The organism is Gordonia sp. VNK21 (assembly GCF_046098115.1).
In the GTDB taxonomy this organism is placed as follows: Bacteria; Actinomycetota; Actinomycetes; order Mycobacteriales; family Mycobacteriaceae; genus Gordonia.
Map to the genome: position 1 here is coordinate 553,751 of NZ_JBJURU010000001.1, position 17,333 is coordinate 571,083.

Annotated in this window: 11 protein-coding genes; 3 read left to right on the forward strand and 8 right to left on the reverse strand. The window is 70.9% G+C overall.

Annotated elements, in window-relative coordinates; genetic code table 11:
• Positions 1-56: 56 nt before the first annotated feature.
• From ACJMNC_RS02745 to ACJMNC_RS02765, 5 genes are all read right to left on the reverse strand, one after another.
• Positions 57-794: an SGNH/GDSL hydrolase family protein gene (locus ACJMNC_RS02745; RefSeq protein ID WP_408946387.1), complete on the reverse strand. Its 738-nt coding sequence runs from the start codon at positions 792-794 to the stop codon at positions 57-59.
• Between the two features lie 70 nt (positions 795-864).
• Positions 865-2,769 carry an AMP-dependent synthetase/ligase gene (locus ACJMNC_RS02750; RefSeq protein WP_408946388.1) on the reverse strand — a complete coding sequence of 635 codons (1,905 nt, stop codon included), beginning with the start codon at positions 2,767-2,769 and terminating at the stop codon, positions 865-867.
• Positions 2,770-2,790: 21 nt separating this feature from the next.
• A complete protein-coding gene (locus ACJMNC_RS02755) occupies positions 2,791-3,555 on the reverse strand; it encodes an SDR family NAD(P)-dependent oxidoreductase (protein WP_408946389.1) in 765 nt (254 codons plus the stop codon).
• A complete protein-coding gene (locus tag ACJMNC_RS02760; RefSeq protein ID WP_408946390.1) occupies positions 3,545-4,270 on the reverse strand; it encodes a hypothetical protein in 726 nt (241 codons plus the stop codon). Before ACJMNC_RS02760 ends, ACJMNC_RS02755 begins: the two co-directional genes overlap by 11 nt.
• A 6-nt stretch (positions 4,271-4,276) precedes the next feature.
• Positions 4,277-5,014, reverse strand: coding sequence for a hypothetical protein (locus tag ACJMNC_RS02765; protein ID WP_408946391.1), 738 nt, complete (start codon positions 5,012-5,014; stop codon positions 4,277-4,279).
• A gap of 140 nt (positions 5,015-5,154) precedes the next feature.
• On the opposite strand from ACJMNC_RS02765, the gene ACJMNC_RS02770 reads away from it, so the two are divergent.
• Complete coding sequence (locus ACJMNC_RS02770) at positions 5,155-5,775, forward strand: TetR/AcrR family transcriptional regulator (RefSeq protein ID WP_408946392.1); 621 nt, start codon at positions 5,155-5,157, stop codon at positions 5,773-5,775.
• Between the two features lie 159 nt (positions 5,776-5,934).
• On the opposite strand, the gene ACJMNC_RS02775 is transcribed toward ACJMNC_RS02770, so the two are convergent.
• A complete protein-coding gene (locus ACJMNC_RS02775) occupies positions 5,935-6,156 on the reverse strand; it encodes a DUF3618 domain-containing protein (protein ID WP_408946470.1) in 222 nt (73 codons plus the stop codon).
• A 136-nt stretch (positions 6,157-6,292) separates the two neighbouring features.
• Between ACJMNC_RS02775 and bcp the strand changes: the two genes are divergently transcribed.
• Both bcp and ACJMNC_RS02785 read left to right on the forward strand, forming a co-directional pair.
• Positions 6,293-6,766 carry a thioredoxin-dependent thiol peroxidase gene (gene bcp, locus ACJMNC_RS02780; protein WP_408946393.1) on the forward strand — a complete coding sequence of 158 codons (474 nt, stop codon included), beginning with the start codon at positions 6,293-6,295 and terminating at the stop codon, positions 6,764-6,766.
• A 16-nt stretch (positions 6,767-6,782) separates the two neighbouring features.
• Entirely contained in the window at positions 6,783-7,421 is a 639-nt protein-coding gene (locus tag ACJMNC_RS02785) for a TetR family transcriptional regulator (RefSeq protein WP_408946394.1), read from the forward strand.
• Positions 7,422-7,446: 25 nt separating this feature from the next.
• On the opposite strand, the gene ACJMNC_RS02790 is transcribed toward ACJMNC_RS02785, so the two are convergent.
• Entirely contained in the window at positions 7,447-7,851 is a 405-nt protein-coding gene (locus tag ACJMNC_RS02790; RefSeq protein ID WP_408946395.1) for a holo-ACP synthase, read from the reverse strand.
• Positions 7,848-17,084, reverse strand: a complete 9,237-nt coding sequence (locus ACJMNC_RS02795) for a fatty acid synthase subunit beta domain-containing protein (RefSeq protein WP_408946396.1) — start codon at positions 17,082-17,084, stop codon at positions 7,848-7,850. Before ACJMNC_RS02795 ends, ACJMNC_RS02790 begins: the two co-directional genes overlap by 4 nt.
• Between the last annotated feature and the right edge of the window lie 249 nt (positions 17,085-17,333).

Below are 17,333 nucleotides of genomic sequence, written 5' to 3' on the forward strand. Positions count from 1 at the left end.
TCGTCGATTCAGGTGGCCGACGATTCAGGTGGCTGACGATTCAGGTGGCCGACGATTCAGGTGGCCGGCGCGACCGCAACCCAGTCCGGGTGCTTGGGCGAGCGACCGTCGCCCGACGACCGGCCCGTGGCATGGCGCAGGACCCAGGGCAGCAGATGCCCCACGGTGAAGGCGAGGCCGTCCAGACGACCCGGAGACCGCGCCTGCAGATTCTCTTCGCCGGCCACCGGCCGACCGCACACCGCGGCCAGCACATGGTCAGCGACCCGCTGATGCCCACGCGGATTGAGATGCAATCGATCTGACGACCAATACGCCGGATCACGCAGCTCCGCCGTGCCGAACAGGTCGACGAAGGTCACCCCGCACCGGTCCGCCATCTCCGCCAGCGCCTCGGTCAACCGCGCTCCGCGGCCGCGGATCGTACGGCCGAAGGGCAGGCTCGCCGAGGGATCTGGACCACTGAGGAGGATCGGAGAGACCCCGGCGTCCACGCAGGCGATCAGCGCCGACTCCGTCCGGCGACGAACCGTATCGAGATCCCAGTCCCGGCCCAGAATGTCGTTGCCGCCACCGTTCATCGTCACGACGGTCGGCGGCGGGTCCAGAGCCAGTGCGGCAGGTATCTGATCGTCGACGATCGGAGCCAGCCGGCGCCCCCGAACGGCGAGATTGGCGTATCCGACGTCCTCCCCCGACACGTCGGCGAGCCCCTGTGCGACCAGGTCGGCCCAGCCGCGCACGTCGCCGTCCGACCGAGGGTCTCCGACGCCCTCGGTGAAACTGTCGCCCACCGCCGCATAGCGAACACGCGGCGCCGGCGGCCGCGGACCGTCCGGTTCACCATCACCCATTGGACATATCCTAGGATTCTCCGGTTGCGGGAACGGCCTCGCGCCTCCGGCGGCGCGCCGTAGCCGGCGTCGCTTCCACCGGCTCGGGTCCCGCAGGATCCCCGTAGAGCGCCGCGATCGTTGTGGCATTGTCGGCCTCGACCACCGCTCGGCGCACTTTGAGCGACGGCGTCAGTTCACCCGACGCCAGACTCAGGTCGCGTTCGAGGATCTCGAAGCGTTTGATCGTCTCCCACCGATTGAGCCCCCGGTTCAGCTCATCGACATAACCGGCGACCATCTGCCGCACGGCGGGCGACGTCACGACAGCGCGGTAGTCGCCCGGGATCCGGTGGTCGCGGGCCCAGCCGGCGATCTCGGCCTGGTCCATCGTGACCAGCGCTACACAGTAGTTCCGTCGGTCACCGAACACCAGGAACTGACTGACGTACGGGCACAGGGCTTTGAACTTCGCTTCGATGGCGGCCGGCGCCACGTACTTTCCACCCGAGGTCTTGAACAGGTCCTTGATCCGGCCGGTGATCCGCAGGAAGCCGTCCTCGTCGAGGGCCCCCTTGTCACCGGTCCGCAACCAGCCGTCTGCGGTGATGGCCTGCGCCGTCGCCTCGGGGAGGTTGTGATAGCCGTCCATCACGTGCGGCCCGCGCAACTGCACCTCGCCGTTGTCGTCGATGCGCACCTCGGCACCCGGGAAGACGGAGCCGACGGTGCCGATCCGGTAGGAGTCCGGGGTGTTGACGAACGACGCGGCGGAGCTCTCGGTCAGCCCGTAGCCTTCGAAGATGCGGATTCCAGCAGCATGGAACCACCGTGCGATGTCGTCGTTCAGGGCTGCCGATCCCGAGATGAAGAATCTCAGACGGCCGCCGAATCGTGCACGCACCTTGGCGAAGACCAGACGGTCGGCGGCCGCCCACTGCAGCCGCAGGACGATGGGAATCGGGCGTCGCGTGCGCTTGAGCTCGTCGACACGCATACCCACCGCGAACGCTCGACGGAACACTGCACGCTTCACCCGGCCGGCGCTCTCCTGTGAGGCGACGATCCGGGCATAGGCCTTCTCGAAGATCCGGGGCGCAGCGCCCATGAAGGTCGGCTCGACGATCGGGAGATTGTCGATGATCCGGTCGACGCGGCCGTCGATCGCCGTCGGAAAGCCACACGTCAGCTGGATCGCCAGCAGCACCTTCCCAAACGAGTGCGCCGTCGGGAGCCACAAGAACTGCAGGTCCGTCTCGTCGAGTGTTCCCAGCCGGCGCCCGACGTCCCCCTGATACGCCCAGGCGCCGTGCGTCAGTCGGACCCCTTTCGGCGCCCCGGTGGTTCCGGACGTGTAGATCAGTGTGGCCAGCCGGTCCGGTGTCACCTCGTCACCCGCCCGGGTCACCGCGTCCGGGTCCGCACGCAGGTACTCGTCGCCGAGCCGCTCGAGTTCCTCGACAGTGATGGTCCACTCGTCCTCGGCAGGTCCGTCGATCAGGACGATCCGATGCAGCTCCGGAAGTGCGGCACGGTGTTCGCGGAGCTTCGCCACCTGGGCGGAGTCCTCGGCGAAGACCACCGCGCATCCCGAGTCCGACACGATATGCGCGACATCGGCCGCCGTGGTGGACGGATACACGGTCGTTGTGGCGGCGCCCGCACTGAGAATCGCGAGATCGGCGAGGATCCACTCGACGCGCGTACTCGCGGCGATACCGACGCGTTGCTCGGGGCCTATTCCCAGGGCCAGCAGGCCGGCAGCCCACCGCTCCACCGACGTTCCGACCATTCGCCAGGTCATGTTCTCCCATGCGGCGCCGTCGGCCCCCGGCCATCGATAGGCGATCCGGTCGGCAGAATCGGAGACTCGGTCGCGGAACTGGCGCACCACCGTCGACGGCACCGGCATTTCATTGTGGAGTGTTGATGTCATGTTCGGTCACCTCGTGATGGGTCAGTAGTACCGCTTGAGCAGACGCCGGGAGGTCTCCGGCGCGATACGGCCGAGCAGTCCCAGGCTTCGATAGAGCAGGCCGGTCGTATAGTGCGCGGGATGGTCCTCGATCGCCTTGACCAGGTGTTTGGCCACAGCCTCGGGGTCAAGCAGGCCCGGTGATCGAACATTGAGCGACGAGGTCATCGCCGTCCGCGTCAAGCCCGGGTAGAAGACTGTGACGTTCAGCCCGCTCCGCTCCACCTCGCTGCGCAGAGCCCCGGAGAACGCTTTGATCGCGGCCTTCGTGGCGCCGTAGTTCGCCTGTGTGGGTGCAGGCACGTTCGCCAGCGTCGACGCCACATTCACGATCGTCCCCGACCCGCGCTCGAGCATCGCGGGCAGTATCGCCTGCGTCATCCGGAACGTGCCGAAGTAGTTGATCCGCATCTCGGCCTCGGCACGATCGACGACGTGATCGACGACGAGGGACTGCGACGACACCCCCGCATTGTTGACCAGGACGTCGATGACCCCGAGGAACTCCTCCGCTGCCTGTGCGGCGGCGATGACCGACTCGGGCTTCGAGGAGTCCATCGCGGCGTACCCGACCACCGTCGGATCGTCACTGATCCGCGCTGCGGCCTGCCGGACGTCGTCGACCGGCGGAAGGCCGGTGATGAACACCCGTGCGCCGGCCGCCACCGCGGCGCGTGCGGCCTCGAAGCCGATTCCGGTCGACCCGCCGGTGATGACGATGCGCTGCCCTGACAGGTCACTCGCCATCGGCGGCCTCGGCCCAGTTCGAGAACTCCAGAGCCGTATGCCAGCACTGCTGCTTGATCAGAAACGACGGGGTCGCCTTGGGAAACTCCTCGATCAAGCGGGCATAGAAGCCGTGGCCCGTGTCGCGGAACTGCATCCGTGCGCCGCCGGCGAGGCTCCCGTCCGCGAGCCGCGCCGATGCGACGATCTGGTGGCTGTATCGGGGTTCGCGCGGGTTCGCGAGTCCGTCGTCGCTGCCGTACGCCAGGAAGAACTGATTGAGCATCGGACTTGCCCCGGTCGCCTGCACCACCTGCTGCCGACCGTCTTCGCACGTGCGCAGGAGGTAGTGGTCGGGACAGGCGCGCAGCATCGCGGCACGGTTGTCGGCCCGGAGCTGCTCGTCGAACCAGTCGCAGAAGTAGGCGGACGAGCCCCGCGTCACATGCAACTCAGCGGTGACGAAGGCCCGCCCACGGAAGAGTCCGGCGCCCCATCGTGCGCTCCGGTCGGACAGTTGGAGCGAGCGGCTGAATCGACGCAGGATGCCCTCGGCGCCGATGTCCATCTTCACCGCGACCAGTTGCTCGCGACGACTGACGACGTCGCCGCCGTCGAGTGTCACGCCGAGCTTCTTCGCCGACGCAGTGATCCGCCGATCCTCCCACGCGAGCATTTCGGCCCGGGGCACACGTCGCCCGTGGATGACCGCGTCGATATCGAATTCAGGTGCCATCGGTCGTCACGCTCCCTCTGCAGCGACGGCCGCTTCGAACCAATTGGAGAACTCACAGGCGAGATGCCAGCGATGTCCACGCACCACCGTCTCCGGTATCAACAACGGGAATTCCACGACCAGCCGGGCGTGGACACCGCCGGGAATGTTCCGGAACTGGTGGCGCACACCGCCGATCGGCCGGCCGTTGCCACCCCTCGCCACCCCGTCCAGGCGATGACCGAACAACGGATCGACCGGCGTGGAGAGGCTGGAGACGTCGTCGTAGTCGATGTCGAACGCCGCCGTGAACGGACTCCCCCCGTTCGTCTCGACGACCTGCTGCGCTCCGTCGTGCATACGGAGTACGAAATGGTCCGGGCACGCCAGTTCCATCGCGTCGCGGTCGGACTCGAAGGTGATGTGGTTGAACCATTCGGTGAACCGGCCCGACGACGCACCCTGGACGAACAGCTCGGTGACACACGCGCGGCGCCGGGACGTGACACGAGCCTGCGCAGCACTGACGAGGCCGGCCAGGCGGGTGTCCCGCGCCAGCCGCCGCAGCATCTCCTCGTCGCCGATCGCCCGCTTGGTCTCCAGCCAGTTCTCCCGTCGGGCCGGGATCGGCGCCGCGGGCGGCCGGGCCACACCGAGCTTCGTCGCAGCGGCGTCGATCCGTTTGTCCTCCCAGGCGAGCACGTCCGCCCGCGCATGGAGGCGACCGCCGATCACGGCGCCGATCGCAAGTTCTCGGGTGGTCATCATGGTCTCCTTAACGCTATACGGTCTATCGTTACTGAACGATAAGTGATGGTCGTCATAGCGTCAAGGTGCGGCCTCCGGGGCGGCTCCGGCCATGGCAGGCCATGGCAGGTGTGACGGCGGTACGCCATGATGCAGACATGGTTACGTCACCTCAGCCGGTCCGTCGCACCGGTGGCCGCTCCGCGCGAGTATCCGAAGCGGTGGAGTCCGCCGCCCTCGACCTGCTGCTCGACGTCGGCTACTCAGGACTGACCATCCGCGGAGTCGCCAAGGCCGCCGGCGTCGCCGAAACCACGGTCTACCGGCGGTGGCCGACCATCAATCACCTCACCGCAGCCGCGCTGCTCCGCCTGGCCGCACTCGACAATCCGGTGCCGGACACGGGGAACCTCGAGGGGGACTTGACGGCTCTGCTGAGCCAGATCTGCGACTTGCTGAGCCGACCGGAAGTCCTGCGAGTAGTTCGCAGCGCGGCGGCCGTCGAGGGCGACGATCCCTCCGTGACAGAGGCGCGCGCGGCGTTCTTCGACAGCCGGTTCGCGGCGGCGACCCCCATCGTCGACAGAGCCGTCGCCCGCGGCGAGATCCCGTCGTCGACCGACGGATATCAGCTGATCGAGATTCTGGTGGCACCGGTGTATCTGCGCGCTGTCCTGGGCAATCGTCCGATTGACGGCTCGATGATCGGCGTCTCGGTGGCGTATGCGCTCGCCGGCGCGCGGTCGGGCGCTGATCGCGCCGGCGAGGGCCGGCGGTAGCACTGCGGCGCGGTCGGAACCCCGGCCGGCTCCTGCTGCTGCGGTGCCGTTCGGCCTCGAAGTGAGTTCGCATCCTGATTTCGGGTTCGCGGCCTCGGCTGAGGCCGCGAACCCGAAATCAGGATGCGAAAGTGTGCCCGCACTCAGCGGGCGGGCGGGTCAGCTCTTGATCTTGCGGACCACCAGCACCACGACGAGGGCGCCGGCGCCGATCAGGCCGTAGCGCACGGCGGGCTTGTTGATGATGGCCAGCGCGCGGGTCTTGGCGTCGTCGGCCAGCCGCTGCGGATTGGCGCGCTCGGCCAGCTGGTCGAGGGTCTTGGCGAGATCTTCCCGCGCCTGGGCGATCTCCTGCTCGATGCGTTCGGTGTCGTCGGCCACGACGTTCTCCATCCGGTCGAAGTCTTGTCTCGGGTCGAGCGTGTCCCCGCTGCGCCCCGTGCGGGTGCGCGAGCGGTGCACACGCGACGCACCGAGCCTACCCGGCGCACCCGGTGACCCGGCTAGGCTAGTGCTCATGTCAGTCAACGGACGTCTCGAAGTGGGCGACGTCGCCCCCGCTTTCACCCTCCCCGACTCGCACGGCCGCCCGGTTTCCCTTGCCGACTACGCCGGCCGCAAGGTGATCGTGTACTTCTACCCCGCCGCCATGACCCCCGGGTGCACCAAGGAGGCGTGCGACTTCCAGGACAACCTGACCGAACTGAACGGGCAGGGCATCGACGTCATCGGCATCTCCCCCGACAAGCAGGCCAAACTGGCCAAGTTCGTCGAGCGCGACGAACTGACCTTCCCGCTGCTCTCCGATCCGGACAAAGAGGTGCTCACCGCGTGGGGCGCCTTCGGGGAGAAGAAGCTCTACGGCAAGCTCGTGCAGGGCGTGATCCGGTCGACCTTCCTGGTGAACGAGGACGGCACCCTCGGCGCCGCGCTGTACAACGTGCGCGCCACCGGCCACGTCGCCAAGCTGCGCCGCGACCTGTCGCTGTAGGCGGCCGGCCCCGGTCATGCGTCACGCCGCCATCTCCAGCCAGCCGCTGGTGCCCCGCAAGCGCCCCACCCAGGAGCGCAGCCGGCGCAAATTCGAGGACATCCTGCACGCCGCCCGCACCGAACTGATCGAGGTGGGCTTCGAATCGCTCACCTGCGAACAGATCGCCGCACGCGCCGACGTGCCGATCGGCACCCTGTATCAGTACTTCGCCAACAAGTACGTGGTGGTGTGCGAACTGGACCGAGTGGACACCGCCGGGGTGCGCGACGAACTGACCGCCTTCGCCGGCGAGATCCCGTCCCTGGAATGGCCGGCCCTGCTCGAGAAGTTCCTCGACCATCTGGCCGCGCTCTGGCACACCGATCCGTCCCGCCGCGCGGTGTGGCTGGCGGTGCAGTCCACCCCGGCCACCCGGGTCACTGCCGCTCTCAACGAGCAGATCCTGGCCGAGAAGGTGGCCCTGCTGCTGGCCCCGCTCACCCCCTCCCAGCGCGAGCGCCGGCAGTTGATGGCCGAGGTGCTGGTGCACACGGCCTACTCGGTGCTGAGCTTCTCGGTGCAGACCGAGAACGACCAGCAGCTCGTCGTCGACGAGCTCAAGCGGATGCTGGCCGGCTATCTGCTGCTCGAGGAGGCCGGCGGGCGCGGCTGAGCGCACCCGCCGGAACTCGCACCGGTCAGCCGGCCTGCGGCGGCTCCTCCAGAATCGCCACCGCGGCGGCGGTGTCGCCGTCGTGGGTGAGCGAGACGTGGATCAGCACACCCGAGAGGTATTTGGCCAGGTCGCCGTGCAGCCGGACCTTGGGCCGACCCCAGGTGTCGGTGATTACCTCGACGTCGTTCACCGCCGACTCCGGCAGCACCGGCGACTGCGCGAAGCGGCTCGACGACCAGGCCTTGATCACCGCCTCGCGCGCCGCCCAGCGGGCCGCGAGGTGCTGCTCGTCGTCGCCGGTACGCTCCGCGGAGTCGCGCCGCTCGGCCACCCGGAAGGTGTGCAGCATGGTCGAGCCCGGCTGGTGCAGCTGCTCGGCGAAGGCCGGCACCGACACCACATCGATGCCGACCCCGATCACGCTCACTCGAAGATCCCGGCGGCGTCGAGCCGGCGGGCCGGGTCGAGCAGCAGCGCGGCCTCGGCGTCGTGTTCGTCGGCGGCCTCGTCGAAGCGCCGGTTGGGCGGCCGCTGGTAGGCCGGCTGCACGCCGCACATCGCCGAGAGCAGACGCTGCCGTCCCTCGCGCAGACGCTCCTGCGCCCGCGCCCGGTAGTCGGCCCGCTCCTGCTCGCCGAGGGCGGCGACGAAGGCCTCCGGGTGCACCACCGCGATCAGCCCGGACACGTGCCCGAAGCCCAGCGAGGTGAGCACACCGGCCTTGAGCGGCAGCCGATCGCCCATCCGCAGCGGACGGCGCGGCCACACCAGGTGCGGGTACTCGCGCATCTTGTCGTCGACGCAGTCCAGGCTCCGGTTGGGCGGGATCACCCCGTCGCGCAGCACCTGGCACAGCCCGATCAGCTGGAAGGCGGCCGCACCGCCCTTGGCGTGCCCGGTCAGCGACTTCTGTGAGACGACGAACAGCGGCGCCCCGTCGCTGCGGCCGATCGCTCCGGCCAGCCGCTCGTGGAGTTCGGCCTCGTTCGGATCATTGGCCCGGGTGGAGGTGTCGTGCTTGGACACCACCGCCACCTCGTCCGGGGTCACCCCCAGCGCGCCGAGCGCCGCGGCCAGCGCCGAGTCGCCGCCACCGCGGGCCGCACCCAGGGCGCCCAGGCCCGGGGCCGGGATGGAGGTGTGCACGCCGTCGCCGAAGCTCTGCGCCCAGGCCACCACGCCCAGCACCGGCAGCCCCAGCCGGGCCGCGACGTCGCCGCGGGCCAGCAGCACGGTGCCGCCGCCGGCCGACTCGACGAAGCCGCCGCGCCGCCGGTCGTTGGCCCGGGAGAACCGGCGGGGAGCGATGCCCTTGGCCTCCATGGCCGCCGAGTCCGCGGTCGCCGACATGTCGCCGAAGCCCACGATCCCTTCGATACCCAGATCGTCGAACCCGCCGGCCACCGCGAACAGCGCCTTGCCGAGCCGGATCTTGTCCACGCCCTCCTCGACCGAGACCGCCGCGGTGGCGCACGCCGCCACCGGGTGGATCATCGCGCCGTAGCTGCCGATGTACGACTGAACCACGTGGGCCGCAACCACATTGGGCAGCGCCTCCTGCAGGATGTCGTTGGCCTTCGACTCGCCGAGCAGAGTGTCGACGTAGAGCGATCGCATGGACGTCATACTGCCCATGCCGGTGCCCTGGGTGTTGGCCACCAGACCCGGGTGCACCCAGCGCATGAGCTCGGCCGGGCTGAAGCCGGCGGTGAGGAAGGCGTCGACGGTGGCGACCAGGTTCCACAGGGCCACCCGGTCGACCGACTCGACCATGTCCGGCGAGACGCCCCAGCGGGTGGGATCGAAGCCGGTCGGGATCTGGCCGCCGACGGTCCGGGAGAGCTCGAAGCGGCGCGGAACCCGGATCTCGGTGCCGGCCAGCCGGGTGACGGTCCAGTCGCCCGAGTCGGCGTTGGCCGTGACCCGGGTGCGCTCGGGATCGGCCGACTCGAAGGCGCGTGCGGAGGCCTCGTCGGGAACCGTGAAGCTCAGATCCTCGTCCAGGAACACCGATTCGAGCAGCGGGGCCGAGTTCTCGACCATCGCCCCGTCGTCGGCGTAACGGCGGATGCCGCAGCGCTCGAGCACCGCGTCGTGGTACCGCTCCGCGATCTGCGATTCGGGCACCGGATCACCGGTCTCACCGTCGTACCAGCCCGCCTTGGGCGCGGTGTCCCAGGTGATCAGACCGGTGGTCCAGGCCAGCTCCAGAACGCCTGCGGCGGAGAGCTTCTCGTCCACCTCCATCTCGAACCGGGTGCGTGCCGAACCGTACGGTCCCACCTCGCCGGCGCCGACGATCACCACCAGATCCTCCGGTGCCGCATCCAGCTCGGGCCATTCCAGCTCGGCCGGGAGCTCCGCGCGGGCCGGGGCCGGCAACGCCTCGACGGTGACCTGTGTACTGCCGGGATCCTTTGCCGCACCGGTGGTGCCGGTCCCCTCGGCGGCGGCCTCCTGCGCGACCTTGGCCAGTGCCTTGAGGTCGACCGTGGCCGGGTCCAGGCCTTCGGTGAAGTCGCCGCTGATCGGTGCGAGGCGCGCGGCTTCACGCAGGTCCGGGCTGCACAGCTCGGTCAGCGCCTCGGCCATCTCCTCGGTGCTCCAGGTGCGCACCCCCGCGGCCTCCACTGCGGCGACCATCGAGTCGTTGGCACCCATCAGCCCGGTGCCGCGTACCCAGCCGATCAGCGCATGGGCCAGCGTGGTGCGCCGGTTCCAGGAGTCCTCGGCCTTCCAGCGATTGACCAGCGCGTCGAGCGCGGCCTTGGCCTCGCCGTAGGCGCCGTCGCCGCCGAACATGCCGCGGTTGGGCGAGCCGGGCAGCACCACGTGCAGCCGGGCGTCGAGGTCGGCGTCGGCGTTGATCGCGGACAGTCCGCCGATCAGCCGTTCCACCGACCACAGCAGCACCTTCATCTCCAGTTCGGCGCGCGGTCCGGCCTCGGTCGCATCCCCGGCCACCCGCGGGGCGGCGAACGGGAACAGCAGGTCCGGGGCCATCACCGGCTTGACCACCGCGGTGGAAGCGCCCAGGTTCTCGGTCTGCTCGCTGCCCAGCCAGTCGACGAGCGCGTCGACGTCGGCGTAGGCGGCCAGGTTGGCCGGGGCCACCCACAGCGCCGCGTCGAACCGGGCCCGCTCGCGGTAGAGCCGCGTGTAGTAGGCCAGCCGCCGCTCGCTCAGCGAGGACGTGGTCGCGACCACCGTGGCGCCGCCGGCGAGCAGCCGGCCCACCACGGCCGCGGCGATCGAGTCCGGCGAGGCGCCGGTGACCACCGCGATCTGACCGGAGTACTCCCCCGTCTCGCCGCTCTCGGCGGCCGCGGCGATCGTCGCGTAGGCGTCGGCGGCCGCGGTGCGGCCCTGCGCGAGAGCCTTGCCCTGCCACCAGGTGGCGTGCTTCGCCACGGTGGCTCCGGCACCGGCGAAGCGCCCGGTGAGCTCGTCGAAACCGGCGTCGATCCGGTCGTCGTCGGTGAGCCACACGGTGGCCAGATCCTCCCGGGCGGTGGCCCAGCGGTCGTCGATCAGGACCACCTTGGCGGTATCGAACGCCGGGGTGACCGCACGCTGCCAGTCGCTGCCCAGTTCGGCGCTGACCAGGTCGGCGAGCTGCGCGTGCTGGTCGTCGGCGGCCTCGGCCGAGGCGGTCTCGGCCAGGCCGAGCTTGCGCAGCACCGTCTGGGCCGCCGCGGCCAGCACACCGTCCTTGCCGGTGATCTGCTCGGCGAACTCTCCCAGCGCCGCGGCGTCGACGGTGGCCCCGCCGGCCGCGCCGGTGGCCGGCAGCTCCACGGCGACGCCGTGTGCGGCGCCCACCGAGCGCACGGCACGGTCGATCACCGCGTCGAGGGCGGCGGTGTCGCCCACCGGGCCGTCGAGCAGGTCGCCCAGTTCGCCGCCGCGCACGCTGACGCCGTCGCGGGTGCCCAGGGCGAGCGCGACCAGGGTGTGCAGCGCCCAGCCCGGTCCGAGCTCCCAGACGCCGGTCACCCGGTCGCCGATGTACGCGGGGCGTTTGCCGACCGGCCCGGCGATCTTGCGGACCTGGTCGGCGACCGCATCGGTGAGCACCTCGCCGAGCGGCCGGTAACCGCGGGCCAGCGAGTCGACGGTCGCGCTCAGCGCGGTGAGGTCGGCCTCGGCCGCCCCGTCGATGGCACCGAGTGCGAGTTCGGAGCCGATGTCGAGCAGCAGCTGGTTGCGGCGCGAGGAGACGCCGTCGCAGAGCGCCTCGATGGTGTCGGCCGAACCGAGCTGGTCCACCCGCAGCTTGGTCCACAGCGCGATCACCGCACGCACCGCCGCCGAGGCGGTGAAGGCGATGTCGGCCGGGCGCGGACCGGCGGCGGCCGCCGTCGGTGCCGGAGCCGCCGCGGGCGCGGCCGACGGCTCGGATGCCGCCGGGGTCTGCGCGGGCGCCTCATCGGCGGGCTCGTCGTCCTCGGGCTCGGGCGCACTGTCCTGCGCCAGCAGCACCGCCGCGTCGGTCTCGGCGTTGAGCACCTCGGTGGTGGCGCCGAGGTAGTCGTCGAGCTTGAGCGTGTTGCGGGCCAGACCGGTCAGGGTCGGCGCGGTCTTCAGACCCACCTCCACGAAGCGCTGGACGGCCAGGCCGCCCTGCTCGGCACCGGAGAAGAGCAGGTCCTGGGTCTCGATCCAGCGCACCGGGCTTGCGAACTGCCAGGCCAGCAACTCGATCAGCAGGACACGGGTCAGCTCCGAGGGGCGGGCCGACCAGGAGTCCCAGTCGGCCAGCACCCCGGCCAGGGGCTCGGAGGGCACCAGCGCGGCGATTTCGGCGACGAACTCGCGGCCGAGGTTGAACATCCGGGGCACCAGGTTCGGGATGTACCGGCCCACCAGGATGTCCGGATCGATGTCGGCCGGCAGCAGCTCGTCGAGCTTGCCCCGGAACTCCGGAACACCGGCACGCAGCACCGTCGAGTGGAAGGGCACGTCGATGCCGGGCACCAGCACGAAGGCCGGCTTGCCGCCGTATTCGGCGACGCGGCGCTTGACGACGGTCTCGAGGTGTTCGAGACCGGCCACCGTGCCGGCGATGGCGTACTGCGAGCCGAGCAGGTTCAGGTTCACCACCTCGAGGTACTCGTCCACCTCGGCGCCGGTCGCCGCGACGAAGTCGGTGACCTGGTCGTCGGCCAGCCCGAACTGGCTGGGGCGGATGGCCGCCATCCGGTAGTTGCTGCGGCCCTGCGCATCGCGCGGCACCAGGTGGTGCATGGCGCTGCCGCGCTGGAAGACCACCTCGAGCACCGCTTCGAGCGGCAGCACCCCGGCGCAGGCGGCGAGGGCGTTGTACTCGCCCACCGAGTGACCGCAGGTGATGGCGCCCTCGACGAAGCCGCCGGCCTCCTTCAGCTCGGCGATCTGCGCGACGCCCAGGGTCGCCATCGCGACCTGGGTGAACTGGGTCAGGAAGAGCACGCCGTCGGGGTGGTGATAGGTCTGCCCGCGGGCGACCAGCGTGGTCGGATTGTCCCGGACCACGGCCAGGATGGAGAAGCCGAGCGCCTCCCGCGTGTGCGCGTCCGCCCGGTCCCACACCTCCCGGGCGGCCTTGCTGCGCGAGCGCGCGTCGAGGCCCATCCCCTTGCGCTGGATGCCCTGTCCCGGGAAGGCGTAGACGGTGCGCGGCGGATCGGCCAGGGCCGTCGCCGCCATCACCAGCTGGTCGCCCACCTTGGCGGTGACCTCCAGGACGTCGGCACCGGCCTGCAGACCGACGCGGTCCACCCGCACGGTCACCTCGTCGCCGAGCCGGACCATGCCCAGGTAGCGGGCGGTCCAGCCGCGCAGCGGCCGCGGCGACGGCACCGGTGCGTCGGCGTCGGCCGCGCACACCACCTGCTGGGCGGCGGCCGAGAGCCACATGCCGTGCACGATCGGCTCGCCCAGGCCGGCCAGCCGGGCGGCCAGCGGATCGGTGTGGATCGGATTGCGGTCGCCGGAGACCACCGCGAAGCCGGTCATGTTCTTCGGTGCGGTGATGGTCGCGGTGCGCACATGCTTGCGCTGCGCGCTGCGCTCGTCGGTGAGCGCCCCGCCGGCCCGCTGCGGGTCGGTCAGGTCGGCGTCCCCGTTGCGGCCGCGGATGGCGAAGCGTTCGGTGAGTTCGGCGACGGGCGCGCCGGTTCCGGCGTCGGTCACGGTCACCGCGACCTCCACCACCCGGCCGGCCGAGGCGTCGTAGACGCCGAGCAGCCGGGCCGTGACCGTCAGCGAGGTGTCGGCGGCCGGCACCGCACCGGTGAGGGCGGTGGCGTGATCGAGGTGCACCAGATCCAGCAGGCCTTCGACCACCGGCACGCCGTCGGCGGTGTGCGCCGCGCCGATCACCGAGAAGACCGACGGCCAGCAGGCGGCGACCAGGGTGTCGGGGACGGCGAAGCCGTGCGGGGTGGCCGGGGTGACCGGGGTCAGCGCCGCCGGCAGCGAGGCGCTGGTGGCCCCGGAGTGGTCGGCCACCGCGTCGGCGTGCCAGGGCACCACGGTGGTGACCGCGCCGTCGACCGGCTGCGTGAGGTGTCCGCCGGCGGCGACGGTGAGCAGCTCGCGCATGGCGCCGGCCGCGTCGTCGGTGCGCACCTGCGGCACGGCCCCGTCGACGGCGGTCGCGTCGACGAGCAGGGTGATGGTGACGGTGGTCCCGGAGACCGGCACGCTCAGCTCGAGATCGGTGACGCCGTCGGCGGTGCCCCGGGAGACCACCCGGGCGCCGCTCGGATGCTCGGCGGCGTCGGTGCCGAAGACCTCCCAGTCGCTCCGCTTGCCCAGCAGGGAGACGGGGTTGGGCACGATCCGGCCCGCCCAGGAGACGTCCTGCGCCTCCAGCAGCACGCTCAGCGGCCCGGCCGGGGTCACCTCACCGGTACGACGGCGGGCGTCGATCGGCACCGGCTGCTCGCCGCGGCCGGTCAGATCGCCGACCACCTGCGCCTCGAATCGGTTCAGCAGGTCGCCGACCGGCTCGTCCACCTCGGTGATGCCGGCCACGGCCACCGGGCCGGGGATGATGCACACCGCGTCGGCCGGATAGCGCGCATCGTGGGCCTGCCACAGCGAGTCGCTGCGCCACCAGCGCCGGACGTCCTTGTCGATCACCGGGACGAAGCCGACCGGCTTGCCCGGGGTGCGGCACAGATCCAGGAAGAAGGCCACGTCGGCCGGGTGCAGCACGTCGCTGCCGACCGCGGGGTAGGTCTGCGCCAGCAGCGCCACGGCGGCGTGACCGTCGTCGACCACCTCGCCGAACAGCGAGCCGAATTCGCCGCTGTCGAGCGGATGCATGCGTGCCTCGGTGCGGCGCAGCATCTCGGTGAAGCGCTCGGCCCAGGTGACGTCGGCCCACGGAAGTGGATGCTCCGGATCGGCGCCGACGGCCAGTTCCAGGTAGCGGTCGAGCCACTGCCGGTAGGTCATGGTGTCGACGTCGCCGAAGTAGGGCTTGGCTGTGGCGGCCATGGCGGCGATGATCTCGTCGCGGCGGGCCGCGACGGCATCGGCATCGCCGGCGACCTCGTCGAGCAGCCGGCCGCAGCGCGAGGCGGTGTTGTCGATCTCGTGGATGTCGGCGCCGAGCTGGCTGCGCCCGGAGGCCATGCCGGCGGCGCAGTGTCCGGCGCCGATCCACTCGTCGGCGCCGGCGGTGTCGACCAGCAGCTGCTTGACCTCGGGCGAGGTGGTGGCCTCGAGGGTGGCCATGGCCGCGGTGCCGATCAGGATGCCGTCGAGCGGCATCCGCGGATAGCCGTGTGCGGTGGACCATTCACCGGTCAGGTACTCGCTGGCCCGCTCCGGGGTGCCGATGCCGCCGCCGACGCAGAGCACCACGTTGGCGCGGTCGCGCAGTTCGGCGTAGGTGGCCAGCAGCAGGTCGTCGAGGTCCTCCCAGGAGTGGTGACCGCCGGCCCGCCCGCCCTCGACCTGCACGATGATCGGGAAGTGCGGAACCTCGGTGGCGATCCGGATGACCGCGCGGATCTGTTCGACGGTGCCGGGCTTGAAGGCGACGTAGTGCAGGCCGGCCTCGTCGAACTCGGCGACCAGATCCACCGCCTCTTCGAGTTCGGGGATGCCGGCGGTGACGATCACGCCGTCGATCGGGGCGCCGGCCGCACGGGCCTTCTGCACCAGGCGCTTGCCGCCGAGCTGCAGCTTCCACAGATACGGGTCGAGGAAGAGCGAGTTGAACTGCACCTGCCGGCCCGGCTCGAGCAGCTCGGTGAGCCGGGCGAGATTGCCGGCGAAGATCTCCTCGGTGACCTGGCCGCCGCCGGCCAGCTCGGCCCAGTGCCCGGCGTTGGCCGCCGCGGCGACGATGGCCGGATCGACGGTGGTCGGCGTCATGCCGGCCAGCAGCATCGGCGAGCGGCCGGTGAGCCGGGTGAAGGCGGTCTCGACCACCGTACGCCCGTCCGGGAGGGTGGCCAGCCGCGGCGCGTACAGCCCCCACGGCGCCGACACCTCGGGCACGTTGCCGGGCACGAAGAGATTGCGCTGGCCACCGCGGGTGGCGGCGGCCACGGTGCCCACGCCCTGTCCGCGCAGGCTCGGCGCGGCCAGCCGGGTGACCATGTCGGCGGGGCCGAAGTCGATCATCCAGCGGGCGCCGGCGGCCGCCACCTCGGCCACCTCGGAGACCCAGTCCAGGTGCTGGACCAGGAGCATGTCGGCGTAGCGGTGCGCCAGCGCCGGATCGATGCCGGTGCGCTGCGCCCATCCGGTGACCAGGTCCACGGCCTCGGTCATGTCCGGGTGGTGGAAGGGCACGGTGGTGAGCACCTGCTCGAAGACCGGGGCGAAGGGCGCGCCGCCGGTGACCTTGCGCTTGCGTTCGTCGGCGGAGGCGGCGGCACGCTGCCGGCACAGCCCTTCGAAGGCGGCCAGGTGCCGCGGCGCTCCGGCCAGCACCAGCGAACGCCGCGAGTTGTGGATCGCAACGGCCGGCGCGCCGACGCGCTGATCGGCCGGAAGTTCCGAGACGTACTGCGCCAGCAGCACTTCCACGTCCTGCGGCACCACCTGTGAGACGGCGAGCATGGATGAGGCCTCGGCCGAACCGAGCATGCCGCGGCGCCGGGCGACGAGGGTGGCGGCCGCCCCGATCATCCGGGCCAGGGCGAGCAGCTCACTGTCGCCGGCGTCGGGCAGGTGGCCTCCCGAGGCCAGCGCCTCGGCGGCCAGGGCGCCCTGCGAGTGGCCCACCACCGCCACCGGCGGCAGTTCGGCGGTGTCGAGTCCCTGCTTGGCCAGCGAGGCGATCGCGGCGAGCTGAGTCAGCAGGACACCCGGCATGGAGACGGTGACCGCCGCGAGTTCGTCGGTCGAGGGCACCGGACGGTCCCCGTCGAGGTCGCGCAGCCAGGTGATCGGGTCGAAGCCGTCGGCACCGGCGCGGGCCAGCTCCTCGGCGACGGGCGCCAGCAGGCGGTCTGCGGCCGCGACCACGGCCGCCATCCGATGCTCGAGGTCGGCGTCGATCACCAGCTCGGTGAGCGTGGGCAGCCAGGCGCCGCCCTGCCCGCCGAAGGCGATCGCATAGCTCTCGCCGGCACTGATCCGATCGAGCAGACTCGGCTCCGGGGCGGCGGGGCCGGCGGTGCGCTGGTGCGAGCGGAACTGGTCGAGGGTCACGTGGTCTCCTGACGAGGTGTGTGCAGACGGGTAGCGCTGATGCGGTGTGCGGATGGGTGCACGGCGACGCTGCCGAACGCCTGCAATAATGACACAAAAATATGAGGAAACCCTCATGTTTAGTTCCGACTTCGGGGTATACCCGCCGGTAGCCCCGCGAGTAACTGCTCTCGCCTGCACTTTCCGCACTCAGCAAATCGTTATCAATCCGTTATGTTCGGTCGGCGTGGAATCCGCCCGCACGGCGGG